This window comes from Streptomyces sp. NBC_00483, from assembly GCF_036013745.1.
Lineage (GTDB): Bacteria > Actinomycetota > Actinomycetes > Streptomycetales > Streptomycetaceae > Streptomyces.
Genome location: NZ_CP107880.1, coordinates 4150842 through 4168573, shown reverse-complemented (window position 1 = coordinate 4168573; position 17732 = coordinate 4150842). Strand labels below are relative to the sequence as shown.

9 protein-coding genes and 3 rRNA genes are annotated in these 17732 nt (G+C 66.0%); 9 read left to right on the top strand and 3 right to left on the bottom strand.

Annotated elements, in window-relative coordinates; genetic code table 11:
- Window positions 1-50 precede the first annotated feature (50 nt).
- The 3 genes from OHA73_RS18370 to OHA73_RS18360 all read left to right on the top strand — a co-directional run bounded on the left by OHA73_RS18370 (window position 51) and on the right by OHA73_RS18360 (window position 3463).
- Window positions 51-1178: an SIS domain-containing protein gene (locus OHA73_RS18370; protein WP_267070229.1), complete on the top strand. Its 1128-nt coding sequence runs from the start codon at window positions 51-53 to the stop codon at window positions 1176-1178.
- 70 nt (window positions 1179-1248) lie between these two features.
- The gene (gene manA / locus OHA73_RS18365) at window positions 1249-2400 is read left to right on the top strand and encodes a mannose-6-phosphate isomerase, class I (RefSeq protein ID WP_266710933.1); all 1152 of its coding nucleotides are present in this window, start codon (window positions 1249-1251) and stop codon (window positions 2398-2400) included.
- An 85-nt stretch (window positions 2401-2485) separates the two neighbouring features.
- A complete protein-coding gene (locus OHA73_RS18360; RefSeq protein ID WP_266710932.1) occupies window positions 2486-3463 on the top strand; it encodes a cation diffusion facilitator family transporter in 978 nt (325 codons plus the stop codon).
- A 93-nt stretch (window positions 3464-3556) separates the two neighbouring features.
- Here the strand turns inward: OHA73_RS18360 and OHA73_RS18355 are convergent, their stop codons facing one another.
- Entirely contained in the window at window positions 3557-5689 is a 2133-nt protein-coding gene (locus OHA73_RS18355; protein ID WP_327655566.1) for a fructose-specific PTS transporter subunit EIIC, read from the bottom strand.
- A gap of 447 nt (window positions 5690-6136) precedes the next feature.
- On the opposite strand from OHA73_RS18355, the gene ahcY reads away from it, so the two are divergent.
- Both ahcY and OHA73_RS18345 read left to right on the top strand, forming a co-directional pair.
- Complete coding sequence (ahcY, locus tag OHA73_RS18350; RefSeq protein WP_327655565.1) at window positions 6137-7600, top strand: adenosylhomocysteinase; 1464 nt, start codon at window positions 6137-6139, stop codon at window positions 7598-7600.
- A gap of 225 nt (window positions 7601-7825) precedes the next feature.
- Entirely contained in the window at window positions 7826-8440 is a 615-nt protein-coding gene (locus OHA73_RS18345; RefSeq protein ID WP_266710929.1) for a hypothetical protein, read from the top strand.
- A 10-nt stretch (window positions 8441-8450) separates the two neighbouring features.
- Here the strand turns inward: OHA73_RS18345 and OHA73_RS18340 are convergent, their stop codons facing one another.
- Window positions 8451-9446: an RDD family protein gene (locus OHA73_RS18340; protein WP_327655564.1), complete on the bottom strand. Its 996-nt coding sequence runs from the start codon at window positions 9444-9446 to the stop codon at window positions 8451-8453.
- Between the two features lie 105 nt (window positions 9447-9551).
- Between OHA73_RS18340 and OHA73_RS18335 the strand changes: the two genes are divergently transcribed.
- The 4 genes from OHA73_RS18335 to rrf all read left to right on the top strand — a co-directional run bounded on the left by OHA73_RS18335 (window position 9552) and on the right by rrf (window position 16312).
- The gene (locus tag OHA73_RS18335; RefSeq protein ID WP_327655563.1) at window positions 9552-10559 is read left to right on the top strand and encodes a stage II sporulation protein M; all 1008 of its coding nucleotides are present in this window, start codon (window positions 9552-9554) and stop codon (window positions 10557-10559) included.
- A gap of 586 nt (window positions 10560-11145) precedes the next feature.
- A 16S ribosomal RNA gene (locus OHA73_RS18330) occupies window positions 11146-12671 on the top strand.
- 314 nt (window positions 12672-12985) lie between these two features.
- Window positions 12986-16107, top strand: a 23S ribosomal RNA gene (locus tag OHA73_RS18325).
- Window positions 16108-16195: 88 nt separating this feature from the next.
- A 5S ribosomal RNA gene (gene rrf / locus OHA73_RS18320) occupies window positions 16196-16312 on the top strand.
- The 16S, 23S and 5S rRNA genes sit together here, the layout of an rRNA operon.
- An 85-nt stretch (window positions 16313-16397) precedes the next feature.
- On the opposite strand, the gene OHA73_RS18315 is transcribed toward rrf, so the two are convergent.
- A complete protein-coding gene (locus tag OHA73_RS18315; protein ID WP_266710926.1) occupies window positions 16398-17708 on the bottom strand; it encodes a DUF58 domain-containing protein in 1311 nt (436 codons plus the stop codon).
- Window positions 17709-17732 lie beyond the last annotated feature (24 nt).

The following is a 17732-nucleotide window of genomic DNA, read 5'->3' as shown; positions in this document are numbered from 1 at the left end:
ACCCGGACAGGCCCTGACCCTCCACCACGCCCCGCAGGAGGCCCGACGCCATGTTCGACGAATCGCTCTTGGACGACCCGGACGCACTGGCCAGGGCCGACCGCCGCGGCCTGCTGCGCGGCGCCGCAGAAGCCGGCGCCCGCGTCCGCACGGCGGCCCGGCACGCGGCAGAGGCCGGCATCGCCGACCTGAAGCCCGACGGCCGCCCCCGCGCCGTCCTGATCGCGGGTCCCGGCACGGCCGCCGCGGGCGTCGCCGACCTCATCGGGCGCCTGGCAGGCGCGGCCTCCCCGGTCGTCCGCCTGCGCCCCACAGGCGTGGCCCCCGCCGCGGGCGCGCTGCGCTGGGAGCTGCCGGGCTGGGCGGGCTCGGTCGACCTCCTCCTGATCGCCACCCCGGACGGCACGGAGCCGAGCCTCTCGCTCCTCGTGGAGCAGGCGTACCGGCGCGGCGTCACGGCCGTCGCGGTCTGCCCCTCCGGCGCCCCGCTGACCGAAGCCGTCGCGGGGGCGCACGGCCTCTTCGTACCGATGGCCACGGCCCCGTACGAGCAGGACGAACCCGCGGCCGCCTCCGCGCCGGGCGCGCTCTGGGCGCTGCTCACGCCCCTCCTCGCGCTGCTCGACCGCACGGGGCTCCTCCCGGCCGCGCCGGACACGCTCGAGAAGGTCGCCGACCGCCTCGACCAGGTCGCCGAGCGCTGCGGCCCGGCCATCGCCACGTACAGCAACCCGGCCAAGACGCTCGCCGCCGAGCTCGCAGAGGCGCTCCCGCTGATCTGGACCGAGGGCGCCGCCGCGGGCCCGGCGGGCCGTCGCTTCGCCGCCGCCATCGCCGAGCTCGCAGGGCACCCCGCGCTCGCCGCGGACCTGCCCGAGGCGATGGTCGCCCACGGCGCGCTCCTCACCGGTGACCTGGCCGCCGGCGCCGACCCCGAGGACTTCTTCCGCGACCGCGTCGAGGAGGTCCAGATGCTGCGCGCCCGCGTCGTCCTGCTGCGCGACCGGCCGGCCGGCGGCCTCACCGCCGCACCCGCGGCCCGCGAACTCGCGCTGTCGCACGACATCGCCATCAGCGAGCTGGAACCGGAGGAGGGCAGCGACCTGGAGACCCTCGCGGAGCTGATCGCCGTCACGGATTTCGCCGCCGTTTACCTGGGTCTCGCTTCGCGCGCCTGACAGCTTCAGAACAATCAGCTTCAGAACAATCTTTGTCGTCCGCCCGGACCGCGTATCGAAAGAAAGCCTCATGGACCGCCTCACCAACACCATCCGCCCCTACGCCTGGGGCTCCACCACCGCCATCCCGCAGCTCATCGGCGTAAGCCCGACCGGTGAACCGCAGGCGGAGATGTGGATGGGCGCGCACCCGGGCGCCCCCTCGCGTACCGAGCGCGGCCCGCTGAACGAGGTCATCGACGCGCACCCGGCCGACGAACTGGGCGACGCCGCCGTCGAAAAGTTCGGCCCCCGCCTCCCGTTCCTCCTCAAGCTGCTCGCCGCGGGCGCGCCCCTCTCCCTCCAGGTGCACCCCAACCTCCAGCAGGCGAAGGAGGGTTACGAGGACGAGGAGCGGCGCGGCGTCCCGATCGATGCCCCGCACCGCAACTACAAGGACGCCAACCACAAGCCCGAACTGATCTGCGCGCTCACGCCGTTCGACGGCCTGTGCGGTTTCCGCGCGCCCGAGGAAGCCGCCCAACTCCTCGAAGGTCTCGGCGTCGACAGCCTCAAGCCGTACGCCGATCTGCTGCGCGCCCACCCCGAAGAGGCGGCGCTGCGCGAGGTCCTCACCGCCGTACTGAGCGCCGATCCGGGGGAGATGGAGCGGACCGTCGCCGACGCCACGGCCGCCGCCCAGCGCATCGGCGGCGCCTACGAGCCGTACGCGGGCATCGCCCACCACTACCCCGGCGACCCGGGCGTCATCGCGGCGATGCTGCTCAACTACGTCCAACTGCAGCCCGGCGAGGCCCTGTTCCTCGGCGCCGGCGTCCCGCACGCCTACCTCAACGGCCTCGGCGTCGAGATCATGGCCAACTCGGACAACGTGCTGCGCTGCGGACTCACCCCCAAGCACGTCGACGTGCCGGAGCTGCTGCGCATCGTCCGCTTCGAGGCCACCGACCCCGGCGTGCTGCGCCCCGAGGCGTCTCCGGAGGGCGAAGAGGTCTACGACACCCCCATCGACGAGTTCCGCCTTTCGCGCTTCGTCCTGCCCGAGGGGGGCGCGGACCACGACCTGACGGCCGCGACGCCGCAGGTCCTGCTGTGCACGGCGGGCACCGTCCGGGCCGGCGAGCTCGCGCTCGCGCCCGGCGAGTCGGCCTTCGTTCCGGCGGGTGAAAAGGTGAATGTGTCCGGATCCGGCACGGTTTTCCGTGCGACCGTGGTGGCCTGAGAGGCACCTGCGACGTCCCGTGCTGCAACAATGACCCACCGCGCACGGGACGTACGTAGAACCTCGAAAGGACACCAGGAACGACATGAGTGCTTCAGGCGGAGCCAAGGCGATCGTGGCGGCGCTGGCCGCCAACCTAGCGATCGCGGTAGCGAAATTCGTGGCGTTCCTCTTCAGTGGCTCCTCGTCGATGCTCGCCGAGGCAGTCCACTCGCTCGCGGACTCGGGCAACCAGTTCCTGCTGCTGATCGGCGGCAAGAAGGCCCAGCGAGAGGCGACTCCGCAACACCCCTTCGGGTACGGACGCGAGCGTTACATCTACGCCTTCTTGGTGTCGATCGTCCTCTTCTCCGTAGGTGGCATGTTCGCCGTCTACGAGGGCTACGAAAAGATCAGCCACCCGCACGATCTGGAGCACTGGTACTGGCCGGTCGGCGTGCTCGTCTTCGCGATCATCGCCGAGGGCTTCTCCTTCCGTACGGCCATCAAGGAGTCCAACGCGCTGCGCGGCAAGCTCACTTGGGGTCAGTTCATCAAGCGCGCCAAGGCGCCTGAGCTGCCGGTCGTCCTCCTGGAGGACTTCGGCGCGCTCATCGGTCTGGTCCTCGCGCTGTTCGGCGTCGGCCTGACCCTCGCCACCGGCGACGCCGTCTGGGACGGCATCGGCACCCTCTGCATCGGCATCCTGCTGATCGTCATCGCGATCGTCCTCGCCCTGGAGACCAAGTCGCTGCTGCTCGGCGAGGCCGCGGGCGCGGAGGAGGTCGCGAAGATCGAGCAGGCCGTCGTCGACGGCGAGACCGTCACCGGCCTGATCCACATGCGCACGCTCCACCTCGGCCCCGAGGAGCTCCTCGTCGCCGCGAAGGTCGCCGTCCAGCACGACGACACGGCCGCCGAGGTGGCCCGCGCCATAAACGAAGCCGAGGCCCGCATCCGCGCCGCCGTCCCGATCGCCCGCGTCATCTACCTCGAGCCCGACATCTACAGCGAGTCCGAGGCCGCGAAGGGCTCCGACCGGGAGGCCAGCCCGGGCGGCCCGACGCAGACGCCGGAGCACTGAGCACTGAGCACTGAGCACTGAGCACTTCCTTACGTAGATGGGGCCCAGCCGAGAATCTCGGCTGGGCCCCATCTACGTAGACACCTGGTTCGGTTACTGAACCTCGGCCAGCACCCGCAGGATCGCGGCCTCGTCCGGCGCCGCCTGCAGCCGCGCCCGGAAGTCCGTGTCCATCAGCTTCCGCGAGAGCAGCGCCAGGATCCGCAGGTGCTCGTCGCCCGCGGCGGCCTCCGGCACCGAGATCATGAAGACGAGCCTGGCCTTCGTGCCGTCGAGCGAGCCCCACTCGATGCCCTCGTCGGACCGCGCGAAGCAGACGACCGGAGCGGTCACCGCGTCCGTCTTGGCGTGCGGGATGGCGATCTCCTCGCCGAGCCCGGTCGTGCCCTGCTCCTCGCGCCGCAGCGCGGTCTGTACGAGCTCTTCCATGTCGGCGACCTTGCCGGTACCGGCGGCGAGGCCCGCCATCTCGCGGATGGCCGCTTCCTTGTCCTGCGCGTCCAGTTGGACCTTGACGGTCTCGTCGGTGAGGTAGCCGGAGAGGACCTCGGGTTCCGCGGCCTCGTCCGCCGCGGCGGACGCCTCCTCGGCCTCGGCGGCGCCGGAGGCGGTGGCACTCGCCGTGGCCGCCTGGAGCGAGGCGGAAGCGGACGCGGAGGCGACCGACGCTGTGGCGTGGGCCGGCTCCGGCGCGCTCTCGGCGGCGACGGCCGGAGTGGCACCGGCCGCGACGGCCTCAGCAGGCTTCGCGGAGTCGGCCGCGGCCTGCTTGGCGGCGGCGCGGCGGTTGCTCACGCCGACGAGCGCGTTCGTCGTCACGGCGGTGATCACGGTGCCCGCGACGATCGCGATGAAGAACCAGGCAAGCCCGCTGATCGCGCCGAACACCGCGACGATCGGACCGCCGTGCGGCACGGAGTCCTCGACCCCGGCGATACCGGCGATCGCACCGGCGACCGCGCCACCCAGCATGTTCGCCGGGATGACCTGCGCCGGACGTGCCGCCGCGAACGGGATGGCACCTTCGGAGATGCCGAAACAGCCCATGAACAGCGCCGCGATACCTGCCTCGCGTTCCGCGTCCGTGTAGAGCTTGCGGCGGATCATCGTGGCCAGGCCCTGGCCGAGCGGCATGACCGGGATGGCCGCGGCGGCCATACCCATGACGGCGTTGTTCGTCCCGATCAGCCCGACGGCGAACAGGAACGCGGTCTTGTTGACCGGGCCGCCCATGTCGAACGCGATCATCAGACCGATGAGCGCACCGAGCAGCACCGCGCTCGACCCGGTCATCCCGCCGAGGAAGTCGGTGAGGTGCGTGAACACCCAGGAGATCGGCCCGCCGAGGATGTAGATGAAGGCGAGACCGACGGCCAGCGTGGACGCGATCGGGACCACGATGATCGGCATGATCGGCTGGATGGCCTTCGGGACCTTGATCTTCCTGATCGCGATGACGATGTAGCCCGCGAGGAAACCGGTCACGATGGCGCCGAGGAAGCCGGCGTTGGCGTCGGAGCCGTAGATGCTGGCGTCGGCGGCGAGGAAGCCACCGATCATGCCCGGCACGAGCGCGGGCCGGTCACCGAGCGCGTAGGCGATATAGCCGGAGAAGATCGGCAGCATCAGCTTGAAGCCGAGCGTGCCGAGCGCGTTGACGTTGAACCAGAACGTGTCCTTGGGGATCTGGATGCCGTCGGGCGTCGCGTGACCGCCGATCGCCAGCGAGACGGCGATCAGCAGACCGCCGACGACGACGAACGGGATCATGAAGCTGACGCCGTTCATCAGCGCCTTGTACGCCGCGCTGCGCTCCTTGCCGCCGGACGCCGCGGCCTCTTGCGCACCACCGCCCTCCGAGCCGGCCACGGGCGCGCTCTGCACTCGCTCGATCAGCTGCTCGGGGTGGCTGATGCCCTCCGACACGCCGACCGACAGCACCCGCTTACCGGCGAACCGGGCGCGGTCGACGTCCTTGTCGGCGGCGATGATGATGCCGTCGGCGGCTTTGACATCGTTGTCGGTCAGGACATTCTCGGCCCCGATGGACCCTTGCGTCTCCACCTTCATGTCGATACCTGCGGCATCCGCTGCCTGCTGCAGCTTCTCCGCCGCCATGTAGGTGTGCGCGATGCCGGTCGGACATGCGGTCACCGCGAGCAGCTTCAACTTCTTCTGCTGCTCGACGGCCCCTCCGCCCGCGTGGGGGTCGGCCGGACTGGTCACGTGGCTCTCCTTCAAGCGTTCCGTGCAAGAGCGCGCAAATCTTTGCCGCTCTCCCAGCATGGTGCAACACATACGCACAGAGTCGACAGTTCAAAGGTCCCTGATCCAGTAGTCCGTCGTCATGTCTCCCTATTTATTCCTCGCCCATCCCTCCCAGGAGGCCCGGTCCGGAACGCGCCCGACCGGATCGAGAGGCGGGGTGGGTTCGGCTGGGCCGATCGGTGTAGCTTTGTACCGAGCCAGACGTCGCTGCTGATGGCGGTCGGGCGGCCCGTACGCCGGGTCGGCCGAGGGAGAGAGGGCCTCCGACGGACTGCGCTGCGAGCGCCAGGGGACACTTGTGTCCCAGGACGCCGCAGGTCAGCTCCATGCGCGCATGCCCATACCGTGGACAGGCGCGTCAGCCCACCTCGACCGACTGCAACAGCACCGAGGAGCAGCTCACTTATGACTTCTGTCGCCAACCGACAGGACCAGGACTTCAAGGTCGCCGACCTCTCCCTCGCCGCCTTCGGCCGCAAGGAGATCACCCTCGCCGAGCACGAGATGCCCGGCCTCATGGCGATCCGCAAGGAGTACGCCGACGCCCAGCCCCTCGCGGGTGCCCGCGTCACCGGCTCCCTCCACATGACGGTCCAGACGGCCGTCCTCATCGAGACCCTCGTCGCGCTCGGCGCCGAGGTCCGCTGGGCCTCCTGCAACATCTTCTCCACGCAGGACCACGCCGCCGCGGCCATCGCCGTCGGCCCGAACGGCACGCCGGACAACCCCCAGGGCATCCCGGTCTTCGCCTGGAAGGGCGAGACGCTGGAGGAGTACTGGTGGTGCACGGAGCAGGCTCTGACCTGGCCGAACACCCCCACCGGCGGCCCGAACATGATCCTCGACGACGGTGGTGACGCCACCCTCCTCGTCCACAAGGGCGTCGAGTACGAGAAGGACGGCAAGGTCCCCTCGGTCGACACCGCCGAGTCCGACGAGCACCGCGTCATCCTCCAGCTCCTGAACCGCACGATCTCGAACGGTTCGCAGAAGTGGACCCAGCTCTCCTCCGAGATCCGCGGCGTCACCGAGGAGACCACGACCGGCGTCCACCGCCTGTACGAGATGCAGCGTGACGGCGACCTCCTGTTCCCGGCGATCAACGTGAACGACGCCGTGACCAAGTCGAAGTTCGACAACAAGTACGGCTGCCGCCACTCGCTCGTCGACGGCATCAACCGCGCCACCGACGTCCTCATCGGCGGCAAGACCGCCCTCGTCTGCGGCTACGGCGACGTGGGCAAGGGCTGCGCGGAGTCGCTGCGCGGCCAGGGCGCCCGCGTCATCGTCACCGAGGTCGACCCGATCTGCGCGCTGCAGGCGGCGATGGACGGCTTCCAGGTCGCGACGCTCGACGAGGTCGTCGACAAGGTCGACATCTTTGTCACGACGACCGGCAACAAGGACATCATCATGGCCAGCGACATGGCCAAGATGAAGCACCAGGCGATCGTCGGGAACATCGGCCACTTCGACAACGAGATCGACATGGCGGGCCTGGCGAAGATCGACGGCATCGTCAAGGACGAGGTCAAGCCGCAGGTCCACACCTGGACGTTCCCCGACGGCAAGGTCCTCATCGTGCTCTCCGAGGGCCGCCTGCTGAACCTGGGCAACGCGACGGGCCACCCGTCCTTCGTGATGTCCAACTCGTTCGCGGACCAGACGCTGGCCCAGATCGAGCTCTTCACCAAGCAGTCCGAGTACCCGACCGGCGTGTACGTGCTGCCCAAGCACCTGGACGAGAAGGTCGCCCGCCTCCACCTGGACGCGCTCGGCGTGAAGCTGACGACGCTCCGCCCGGAGCAGGCCTCGTACATCGGCGTCGAGGTCGAGGGCCCGTACAAGCCGGACCACTACCGCTACTGAGCACGCGCCTGCCGAGCACTCGTCTCCTGACCACTCGACTCGGCACCGCGCACCAGCCGCCCGTCGGCTGACCGCTTCGCAGGACAGGCCCCCGCACCCCCGTGTCGGGGGCCTGTCCCGTGTCCGCGCACACCGCTGGCTACGGTGGTCACGTCCTTCGACGACCGCCGGCGCCGCACCCGACGGCGGCCGTCACCAGGCCAGACAGAGGACTCCACGAACGCCATGCCCCGCGGCCGTTATTCGCTCCACGATCTGCACGATCACACCCCCCTCGGCGAAGAACACTTCCAGTGCGCGCCCGGCCCTTCCGGCTGGCGCTATGTAGCGCAACGGACCACCCCCTCCGGCGACCACGCCGGCTCGATCGACCTCGCCCTCGACGAACTCGGCCGCCCCATCCGCCTCGAACTGAATGCGGCGAGCTGGCAGGTGAGAGGCGCCGCCATCGACGGCGTCACATGGGTCCGCACCGACCCCACCGGCACTCACGCGACCGAAGGAAACGCCCCCGCGCACGCGTTCACGGGAACATCCCCCGCGTTCCTCATCGCCACCGCACGTCTGCTCGGTCTCACCCCCGCTTCCCCTCCGACCCGCGTCCGCCTCGTCGCCCTGACGGATCCCGTCCTTGCGCCGCGCACTCTGGACCAGTCCTGGACCTTGCTGAACAGCGAAGCACACGCCACTGACAACGGACCTCTGACCGTGGACGAATACCAGGTCACAGCCCTGGACACGGGGGAGCAGCAGACGGTCCACATCAGCGGCGACGTCGTCCTCGCGGCCCCCGGCATCGAGCTGGAGGCCCTCGAGACCCCGCCGTCGGCGTTCCGCTGACGCCGCGCGCTCAGGCCGGCGGCACGAACCCGGTAGCCGGTCGGTCCGAACTCCCGGATCCCGCCGGGGGGTTGTCGGCCGGGGTCGGGCCCGGGCGCTGCGCGGGGGAGCCGGCCGGGCCTGCCGCTGGGGCCGGAGGAACAGGAGGAGCGAGGGGAGTCGCGGGCGGCACGGGCCCTGCGGCCTCCGTGTATCCGCCGTACGGCCCGGGAGCCGCACCAGCCACGCCGGAAGCCGCCTGACCACCCGCGGCGGCGCTCGCTCCGAACGCACGCTGAGCCTCCCGCGACTGCCGCTCGTGCGTCACGGCCGCCAGGAACGCGGCAGGCGGCACATCACTCGGCACAGGCGCCCCCGTGTGCGCGGCGAGCTCACCCGCGAGCCGCTCGGCAATCCCCCACCCCACCTGCGGATCCAACTGCCCCATCCGCGTCAGGTACTGCCGCACCGCGAGCCACAGCCCCTCAGGCACGGCCGACAGATCCAGCTCGGCGAACCTTCCCACCAGCCACGGCGGGGGAGGCGGCACGACCGCCAACTGCCCGGTCGGCACCCTTTCCCGTACGACGAGGGTCCCGGCGAACACGTCCCCGACCCGCCGGCCCCGCGCGGACACGAGCGAAGCGATGCACGCCACGACCCCGAAGGTCATGAGGATCTCCACGACCCCGACGGCCCCCCGCACCAACGCATGCCGGAACCGGATCGGCCCACCGTCGTCCCGCACGACGCGCAGCCCGCACGCGAGCTTCCCCAGCGACCGCCCATGGCTCATCGTCTCCACGGCGATCGGGATCCCGACCAGCACCAACAGAAACGTCGCCACCGCGACGGCCGCGACCGCCGCGTCGTCGAGCGAAGCGGTCGCAGCCGCGAAGGCCATGGTCACCGCCATATAGACGGCGAACGCCACCGCCAGATCGATGAGCACCGCAAGCGCCCGACTCGGCAGCTTCGCGGGCCGAAGCTCCAGCGCCACCGCCTCACCCGTCACCAGCTCACTCACGCCGGCCACCCACCCTTCAACGAGCTGCCCCAGGAACCGCCAGTCTGCCAAGCTGAAGGACCATCGCGCCGTACAGGTGCCGGAAAGCGAGGAGCAGCAGACCGGATGGACCTCGACGTCTTCGTGTCCGCCCACCGGGCCGAGTGGGACCGACTGGACGCCCTGCTGCGCCGTCGACGCCGCCTCACCGGCACAGAGGCGGACGAACTGGTGACCCTGTACCAGCGCACCGCCACCCACCTCTCGCTCATCCAGTCGAGCGCACCGGACCCCCGGGTGATCGGCCGCCTCACCCAACTCGTGGCCCGCGCGCGTAGTGCGGTGACGGGTACCCGCCGTGCTTCATGGCGCGACGTCACGCACTTCTTGACCCACGGTTTCCCGGCAGCCGTCTACAGGGCGCGCCACTGGTGGGTACCCACCGCGCTGCTGTCGACCGCGATAGCCGCCCTCATCGGCTGGTGGATCGGCACCCACCCCGATGTCCAGGCCTCCATCGCAGCCCCCTCCGAGCTCCGCGAGATGACCCGCCCCGGAGGGCAGTACGAGACGTACTACTCGAGCCACCCGGCCGCGTCGTTCGCCGCCCAGGTCTGGACGAACAACGCTCAGGCCGCTGCCATGTGCCTGGTTCTGGGCATCTTCCTGGGCCTGCCGGTCCTGTGGATCCTCTTCCAGAACATGCTCAACGTAGGTGTGGGCATCGGCCTGATGGCCTCCGTCGGCCGCCTCGACACCTTCCTGGGGCTGATCCTCCCGCACGGCTTGCTCGAACTGACCGCGGTCTTCGTCGCGGCCGGTACCGGCCTCCGCCTCGGATGGACCGTGATCGACCCGGGCCCCCGTACGCGCAGAACAGCCCTGGCCGAAGAGTCCCGCGCGGCCCTCGGCATGGCCATCGGACTGGCCCTGGTCCTCTTCATCTCCGGGGCCATCGAAGGCTTCGTCACCCCTTCCGGCCTCCCGACCTGGGCCCGCATCGCCATCGGCATCGCGGCAGAACTGGCCTTCCTGGCGTACGTCTATGTCCTTGGCGGCCGAGCGGTTCGTGAGGGCGAAACGGGCGATGTGGCGACGGACGAGCGCAGTGCGCTGCTGCCCACGGCCGCCTGATGTGCGAGCGCCCCGCTGACCTGCTAGTCTCCTCTTCGCCCCGGAAAGACCGTTGACACGGACAGACCGGGGAGGTAGATTCGAACAGTTGCCCCGAACTCGACAGGTTCGATTGCAACGGCTAGTATCTAGCTCGCTTCACGAAATTCAATTCTTTCGAGAAGCCCCTCCCGATTAATCGGAAACCCTGAGCCGGTCAGACCGGCCCAAAACTTCTGATAAAGTCGGCACCGCCGAAAGGCAAAGGCCCTCCAACGGCCACCGGAAATGAAATCCGAACCGGAAACGGAACGGAAAACGGATCTGGTAGAGTTGGAAACACGAAATACCGAAGGGAAGCGCCCGGAGGAAAGCCCGAGAGGGTGAGTACAAAGGAAGCGTCCGTTCCTTGAGAACTCAACAGCGTGCCAAAAATCAACGCCAGATATGTTGATACCCCGTCTCCAGCATCTGCTGGGGCGAGGTTCCTTTGAAAAGTCCTGCAGGCCTTCTGGTCGGCAGGCGCACAGCGAGGACGCTGTGAACGGTCGGATTATTCCTCCGACTGTTCCGCTCTCGTGTGTGTCACCCCGATGACGGGGAAACATTCACGGAGAGTTTGATCCTGGCTCAGGACGAACGCTGGCGGCGTGCTTAACACATGCAAGTCGAACGATGAAGCCCTTCGGGGTGGATTAGTGGCGAACGGGTGAGTAACACGTGGGCAATCTGCCCTTCACTCTGGGACAAGCCTTGGAAACGAGGTCTAATACCGGATAACACTCCCATTCTCCTGGATGGGGGTTAAAAGCTCCGGCGGTGAAGGATGAGCCCGCGGCCTATCAGCTTGTTGGTGAGGTAATGGCTCACCAAGGCGACGACGGGTAGCCGGCCTGAGAGGGCGACCGGCCACACTGGGACTGAGACACGGCCCAGACTCCTACGGGAGGCAGCAGTGGGGAATATTGCACAATGGGCGAAAGCCTGATGCAGCGACGCCGCGTGAGGGATGACGGCCTTCGGGTTGTAAACCTCTTTCAGCAGGGAAGAAGCGAAAGTGACGGTACCTGCAGAAGAAGCGCCGGCTAACTACGTGCCAGCAGCCGCGGTAATACGTAGGGCGCAAGCGTTGTCCGGAATTATTGGGCGTAAAGAGCTCGTAGGCGGCTTGTCACGTCGATTGTGAAAGCTCGGGGCTTAACCCCGAGTCTGCAGTCGATACGGGCTAGCTAGAGTGTGGTAGGGGAGATCGGAATTCCTGGTGTAGCGGTGAAATGCGCAGATATCAGGAGGAACACCGGTGGCGAAGGCGGATCTCTGGGCCATTACTGACGCTGAGGAGCGAAAGCGTGGGGAGCGAACAGGATTAGATACCCTGGTAGTCCACGCCGTAAACGGTGGGCACTAGGTGTGGGCAACATTCCACGTTGTCCGCGCCGCAGCTAACGCATTAAGTGCCCCGCCTGGGGAGTACGGCCGCAAGGCTAAAACTCAAAGGAATTGACGGGGGCCCGCACAAGCAGCGGAGCATGTGGCTTAATTCGACGCAACGCGAAGAACCTTACCAAGGCTTGACATACACCGGAAACGTCTGGAGACAGGCGCCCCCTTGTGGTCGGTGTACAGGTGGTGCATGGCTGTCGTCAGCTCGTGTCGTGAGATGTTGGGTTAAGTCCCGCAACGAGCGCAACCCTTGTTCTGTGTTGCCAGCATGCCCTTCGGGGTGATGGGGACTCACAGGAGACCGCCGGGGTCAACTCGGAGGAAGGTGGGGACGACGTCAAGTCATCATGCCCCTTATGTCTTGGGCTGCACACGTGCTACAATGGCCGATACAATGAGCTGCGATACCGCAAGGTGGAGCGAATCTCAAAAAGTCGGTCTCAGTTCGGATTGGGGTCTGCAACTCGACCCCATGAAGTTGGAGTTGCTAGTAATCGCAGATCAGCATTGCTGCGGTGAATACGTTCCCGGGCCTTGTACACACCGCCCGTCACGTCACGAAAGTCGGTAACACCCGAAGCCGGTGGCCCAACCCCTTGTGGGAGGGAGCTGTCGAAGGTGGGACTGGCGATTGGGACGAAGTCGTAACAAGGTAGCCGTACCGGAAGGTGCGGCTGGATCACCTCCTTTCTAAGGAGCACTTCTTACCGAGTCCTTCGGGACGAGGTCAGAGGCCACTACGTCGGCAAACGTTCGACGGTGGTTGCTCATGGGTGGAACGTTGATTATTCGGCACCGTCAGTCATCTCGGGCTGCAAGTACTGCTCTTCGGAGCGTGGAAAGCTGATCACGAGTGGCGAGGGTGTCGGGCACGCTGTTGGGTATCTGAAGGTACGGCCGTAACGGTCGCCTTCAGTGCCGGCCCCGGTAAAAATCCGCTTCGGTGGGTTGTGACGGGTGGTTGGTCGTTGTTTGAGAACTGCACAGTGGACGCGAGCATCTGTGGCCAAGTTTTTAAGGGCGCACGGTGGATGCCTTGGCACCAGGAACCGATGAAGGACGTGGGAGGCCACGATAGTCCCCGGGGAGTCGTCAACCAGGCTTTGATCCGGGGGTTTCCGAATGGGGAAACCCGGCAGTCGTCATGGGCTGTCACCCGCTGCTGAATATATAGGCAGTGTGGAGGGAACGCGGGGAAGTGAAACATCTCAGTACCCGCAGGAAGAGAAAACAACCGTGATTCCGGGAGTAGTGGCGAGCGAAACTGGATGAGGCCAAACCGTATACGTGTGAGACCCGGCAGGGGTTGCGTGTGCGGGGTTGTGGGATCTCTCTTTACGGTCTGCCGGCCGTGAGACGAGTAAGAAACCGTTGATGTAGGCGAAGGACATGCGAAAGGTCCGGCGTAGAGGGTAAGACCCCCGTAGCCGAAACATTAACGGCTCGTTTGAGAGACACCCAAGTAGCACGGGGCCCGAGAAATCCTGTGTGAATCTGGCGGGACCACCCGTTAAGCCTAAATATTCCCTGGTGACCGATAGCGGATAGTACCGTGAGGGAATGGTGAAAAGTACCGCGGGAGCGGAGTGAAATAGTACCTGAAACCGTGTGCCTACAAGCCGTGGGAGCGTCGCGCATTGAGTTTACTCAATGCGTCGTGACTGCGTGCCTTTTGAAGAATGAGCCTGCGAGTTTGCGGTGTGTTGCGAGGTTAACCCGTGTGGGGAAGCCGTAGCGAAAGCGAGTCCGAATAGGGCGATTTAGTAGCGCGCTCAAGACCCGAAGCGGAGTGATCTAGCCATGGGCAGGTTGAAGCGGAGGTAAGACTTCGTGGAGGACCGAACCCACCAGGGTTGAAAACCTGGGGGATGACCTGTGGTTAGGGGTGAAAGGCCAATCAAACTCCGTGATAGCTGGTTCTCCCCGAAATGCATTTAGGTGCAGCGTCGTGTGTTTCTTGCCGGAGGTAGAGCACTGGATAGGCGATGGGCCCTACCGGGTTACTGACCTTAGCCAAACTCCGAATGCCGGTAAGTGAGAGCACGGCAGTGAGACTGTGGGGGATAAGCTCCATGGTCGAGAGGGAAACAGCCCAGAGCATCGACTAAGGCCCCTAAGCGTACGCTAAGTGGGAAAGGATGTGGAGTCGCAGAGACAACCAGGAGGTTGGCTTAGAAGCAGCCACCCTTGAAAGAGTGCGTAATAGCTCACTGGTCAAGTGATTCCGCGCCGACAATGTAGCGGGGCTCAAGCGTACCGCCGAAGTCGTGTCATTCATACAACAGGGCCAACGCCTGTATGGATGGGTAGGGGAGCGTCGTGTGCCGGGTGAAGCAGCACCGGAAGGTAGTTGTGGACGGTTCACGAGTGAGAATGCAGGCATGAGTAGCGATACACACGTGAGAAACGTGTGCGCCGATTGACTAAGGGTTCCTGGGTCAAGCTGATCTGCCCAGGGTAAGTCGGGACCTAAGGCGAGGCCGACAGGCGTAGTCGATGGATAACCGGTTGATATTCCGGTACCCGCTGTGACGCGAAAGACATCGAATCCAGTGATGCTAAGGCCGTGAAGCCGTTCCGGACCCTTCGGGGAATGGAAAGTGGTGGAGCCGCCGGCCCAAGCTGGTAGTAGGTGAGCGATGGGGTGACGCAGGAAGGTAGTCCAGCCCGGGCGATGGTAGTCCCGGGGTAAGGGTGTAGCCCGTCTTCTAGGTAAATCCGGGAGACATGAGGGTGAGACCTGATGCCGAGCCGATTGTGGTGAAGTGGATGATCCTATGCTGTCGAGAAAAGCCTCTAGCGAGTTTCATGGCGGCCCGTACCCTAAACCGACTCAGGTGGTCAGGTAGAGAATACCGAGGCGTTCGGGTGAACTATGGTTAAGGAACTCGGCAAAATGCCCCCGTAACTTCGGGAGAAGGGGGGCCATTCCTGGTGATTGGACTTGCTCCATGAGCTGGGGGTGGCCGCAGAGACCAGCGAGAAGCGACTGTTTACTAAAAACACAGGTCCGTGCGAAGCCGTAAGGCGATGTATACGGACTGACGCCTGCCCGGTGCTGGAACGTTAAGGGGACCGGTTAGTCACATTTCGGTGTGGCGAAGCTGAGAACTTAAGCGCCAGTAAACGGCGGTGGTAACTATAACCATCCTAAGGTAGCGAAATTCCTTGTCGGGTAAGTTCCGACCTGCACGAATGGCGTAACGACTTCTCGACTGTCTCAACCATAGGCCCGGTGAAATTGCACTACGAGTAAAGATGCTCGTTTCGCGCAGAAGGACGGAAAGACCCCGGGACCTTTACTATAGTTTGATATTGGTGTTCGGTTCGGCTTGTGTAGGATAGGTGGGAGACTTTGAAGCGGCCACGCCAGTGGTTGTGGAGTCGTCGTTGAAATACCACTCTGGTCGTGCTGGATGTCTAACCTGGGTCCGTGATCCGGATCAGGGACAGTGTCTGATGGGTAGTTTAACTGGGGCGGTTGCCTCCCAAAGAGTAACGGAGGCGCCCAAAGGTTCCCTCAGCCTGGTTGGTAATCAGGTGTTGAGTGTAAGTGCACAAGGGAGCTTGACTGTGAGACCGACGGGTCGAGCAGGGACGAAAGTCGGGACTAGTGATCCGGCGGTGGCTTGTGGAAGCGCCGTCGCTCAACGGATAAAAGGTACCCCGGGGATAACAGGCTGATCTTCCCCAAGAGTCCATATCGACGGGATGGTTTGGCACCTCGATGTCGGCTCGTCGCATCCTGGGGCTGGAGTCGGTCCCAAGGGTTGGGCTGTTCGCCCATTAAAGCGGTACGCGAGCTGGGTTTAGAACGTCGTGAGACAGTTCGGTCCCTATCCTCTGTGCGCGTAGGAATATTGAGAAGGGCTGTCCCTAGTACGAGAGGACCGGGACGGACGAACCTCTGGTGTGCCAGTTGTCCTGCCAAGGGCATGGCTGGTTGGCTACGTTCGGAAAGGATAACCGCTGAAAGCATCTAAGCGGGAAGCCTGCTTCGAGATGAGTATTCCCACCCCCTTTGAGGGGTTAAGGCTCCCAGTAGACGACTGGGTTGATAGGCCGGATCTGGAAGCACCGCAAGGTGTGGAGGTGACCGGTACTAATAGGCCGAGGGCTTGTCCTCAGTTGCTCGCGTCCACTGTGTTGGTTCTGAAACCACGAACAACCGTCGTAGCCATGTGCCACGGCTCCGGTTGACAGTTTCATAGTGTTTCGGTGGTCATAGCGTGAGGGAAACGCCCGGTTACATTCCGAACCCGGAAGCTAAGCCTCACAGCGCCGATGGTACTGCAGGGGGGACCCTGTGGGAGAGTAGGACGCCGCCGAACAAATTTTATAGAAAAGCCCCGGACCGGGATACGGTCCGGGGCTTTTCTGCGTTTCAGGAGCGTTTTGGGGAACGCCCCCTCTTTCTTAAAGGCGGCCGGCGGATTTCAGGGCCAGGTAGGCGTCCGCAAGGGCTGGGGCCAATTCGGATGGGGTGGCGTCCACGACGGTGACGCCGTGGCGAGTGAGTTGTTCGGCTGTGCGTAGGCGCTCGGCCTTTGCCTGGGACGCTGACGCGGCGTCGTAGATGGCTTCTGTGGTGCCCCGGGCCGATGTCATCGATTCGACTTTGGGGTCGGCAACCGATGCCAGGACGACCGTGTGGCGTTTCGTGAGACGTGAGAGCACGGGGAGGAGGCCCTCTTCGATGGGGGCCGCGTCCAGGGACGTAAGAAGGACGATGAGGGATCGGCGGTGCGCTGTGTGCAAGGCCGTTGCCGTGAGGCCTCGGGCGTCCGTTTCGATCAGTTCTGGTTCCAGTGGGGCCATGGCGTTGACCAGGGCGGGGAGGACGTCGCCTGCGGTTCGGCCCTGGACCAGGGCGCGGGTGCGGCGGTCGTAGGCCAGCAGGTCCACGCGGTCGCCGGCTCGGGAGGCCAGGGCGCCCAGGAGGAGAGCGGCGTCCATGGAGGCGTCGAGGCGCGGGGCGTCGCCGACTCGGCCGGCGGAGGTGCGGCCGGTGTCGAGGACCAGGAGGATGTGGCGGTCGCGTTCCGGGCGCCACGTGCGGACGGCCACCGCGGAGTGGCGGGCCGTTGCGCGCCAGTCGATGGAGCGGGTGTCGTCTCCGGGAACGTACTCGCGGAGGCTGTCGAATTCTGTGCCCTCGCCCCTGGTCAACACGCTGGTGCGGCCGTCGAGTTCGCGGAGGCGGGCCAGCTTGGAGGGGAGGTGCTTGCGGCTGTGGAAGGGCGGCAGGACACGGACCGTCCAGGGGACCCTGTGGGTGCCTTGGCGGGTGAACAGGCCGAGGGGGCCGTAGGAGCGGATGGTGACGCGGTCGGCCGTGCGGTCGCCTCTGCGGGTGGGCTGGAGGCGCGTCGTGACGCGGCGCCTTTCGCCGGCGGGGATGTTCACGCGGTGGCGGGACGACTCGTACTCCATGCCGGAGTGCCAGCTGCTCGGCGGCCAGGCGTCGCGGAGGGCGGCGCGCAAGGGGCGGCGCGCGGGGTTGGTGATCGTGAGGGTGACGTCGGCCGGGTCTCCGAGACGTACGGAGGTGTCGCCCGAGCGGGTCAGGCGCAGGCGGCGTACGGGGGCGGCCAGGGCGAAGTCGCACGCGCAGGCCAGGGCCAGCGGGGTGTTGACGGCCAGGATGCCGGTCCAGCTGGGGTCCCAGATGCCGACGGGGAGGGAGCCCAGGGCTGCGAGAAGGGCCGTGCGTCCGGTCAGTGCCATTGTCGTGTCGTCCTCCGTCGGGCG

Bases quoted from the DNA above. Each gene is read 5' to 3' on its own strand.
- OHA73_RS18370 (WP_267070229.1), top strand. From the start codon at position 51: ATGTTCGACGAATCGCTCTTGGACGACCCGGACGCACTGGCCAGGGCC.
- manA (WP_266710933.1), top strand. From the start codon at position 1,249: ATGGACCGCCTCACCAACACCATCCGCCCCTACGCCTGGGGCTCCACC.
- OHA73_RS18360 (WP_266710932.1), top strand. From the start codon at position 2,486: ATGAGTGCTTCAGGCGGAGCCAAGGCGATCGTGGCGGCGCTGGCCGCC.
- ahcY (WP_327655565.1), top strand. From the start codon at position 6,137: ATGACTTCTGTCGCCAACCGACAGGACCAGGACTTCAAGGTCGCCGAC.
- OHA73_RS18345 (WP_266710929.1), top strand. From the start codon at position 7,826: ATGCCCCGCGGCCGTTATTCGCTCCACGATCTGCACGATCACACCCCC.
- OHA73_RS18335 (WP_327655563.1), top strand. From the start codon at position 9,552: ATGGACCTCGACGTCTTCGTGTCCGCCCACCGGGCCGAGTGGGACCGA.
- OHA73_RS18315 (WP_266710926.1), bottom strand. From the start codon at position 17,708: ATGGCACTGACCGGACGCACGGCCCTTCTCGCAGCCCTGGGCTCCCTC.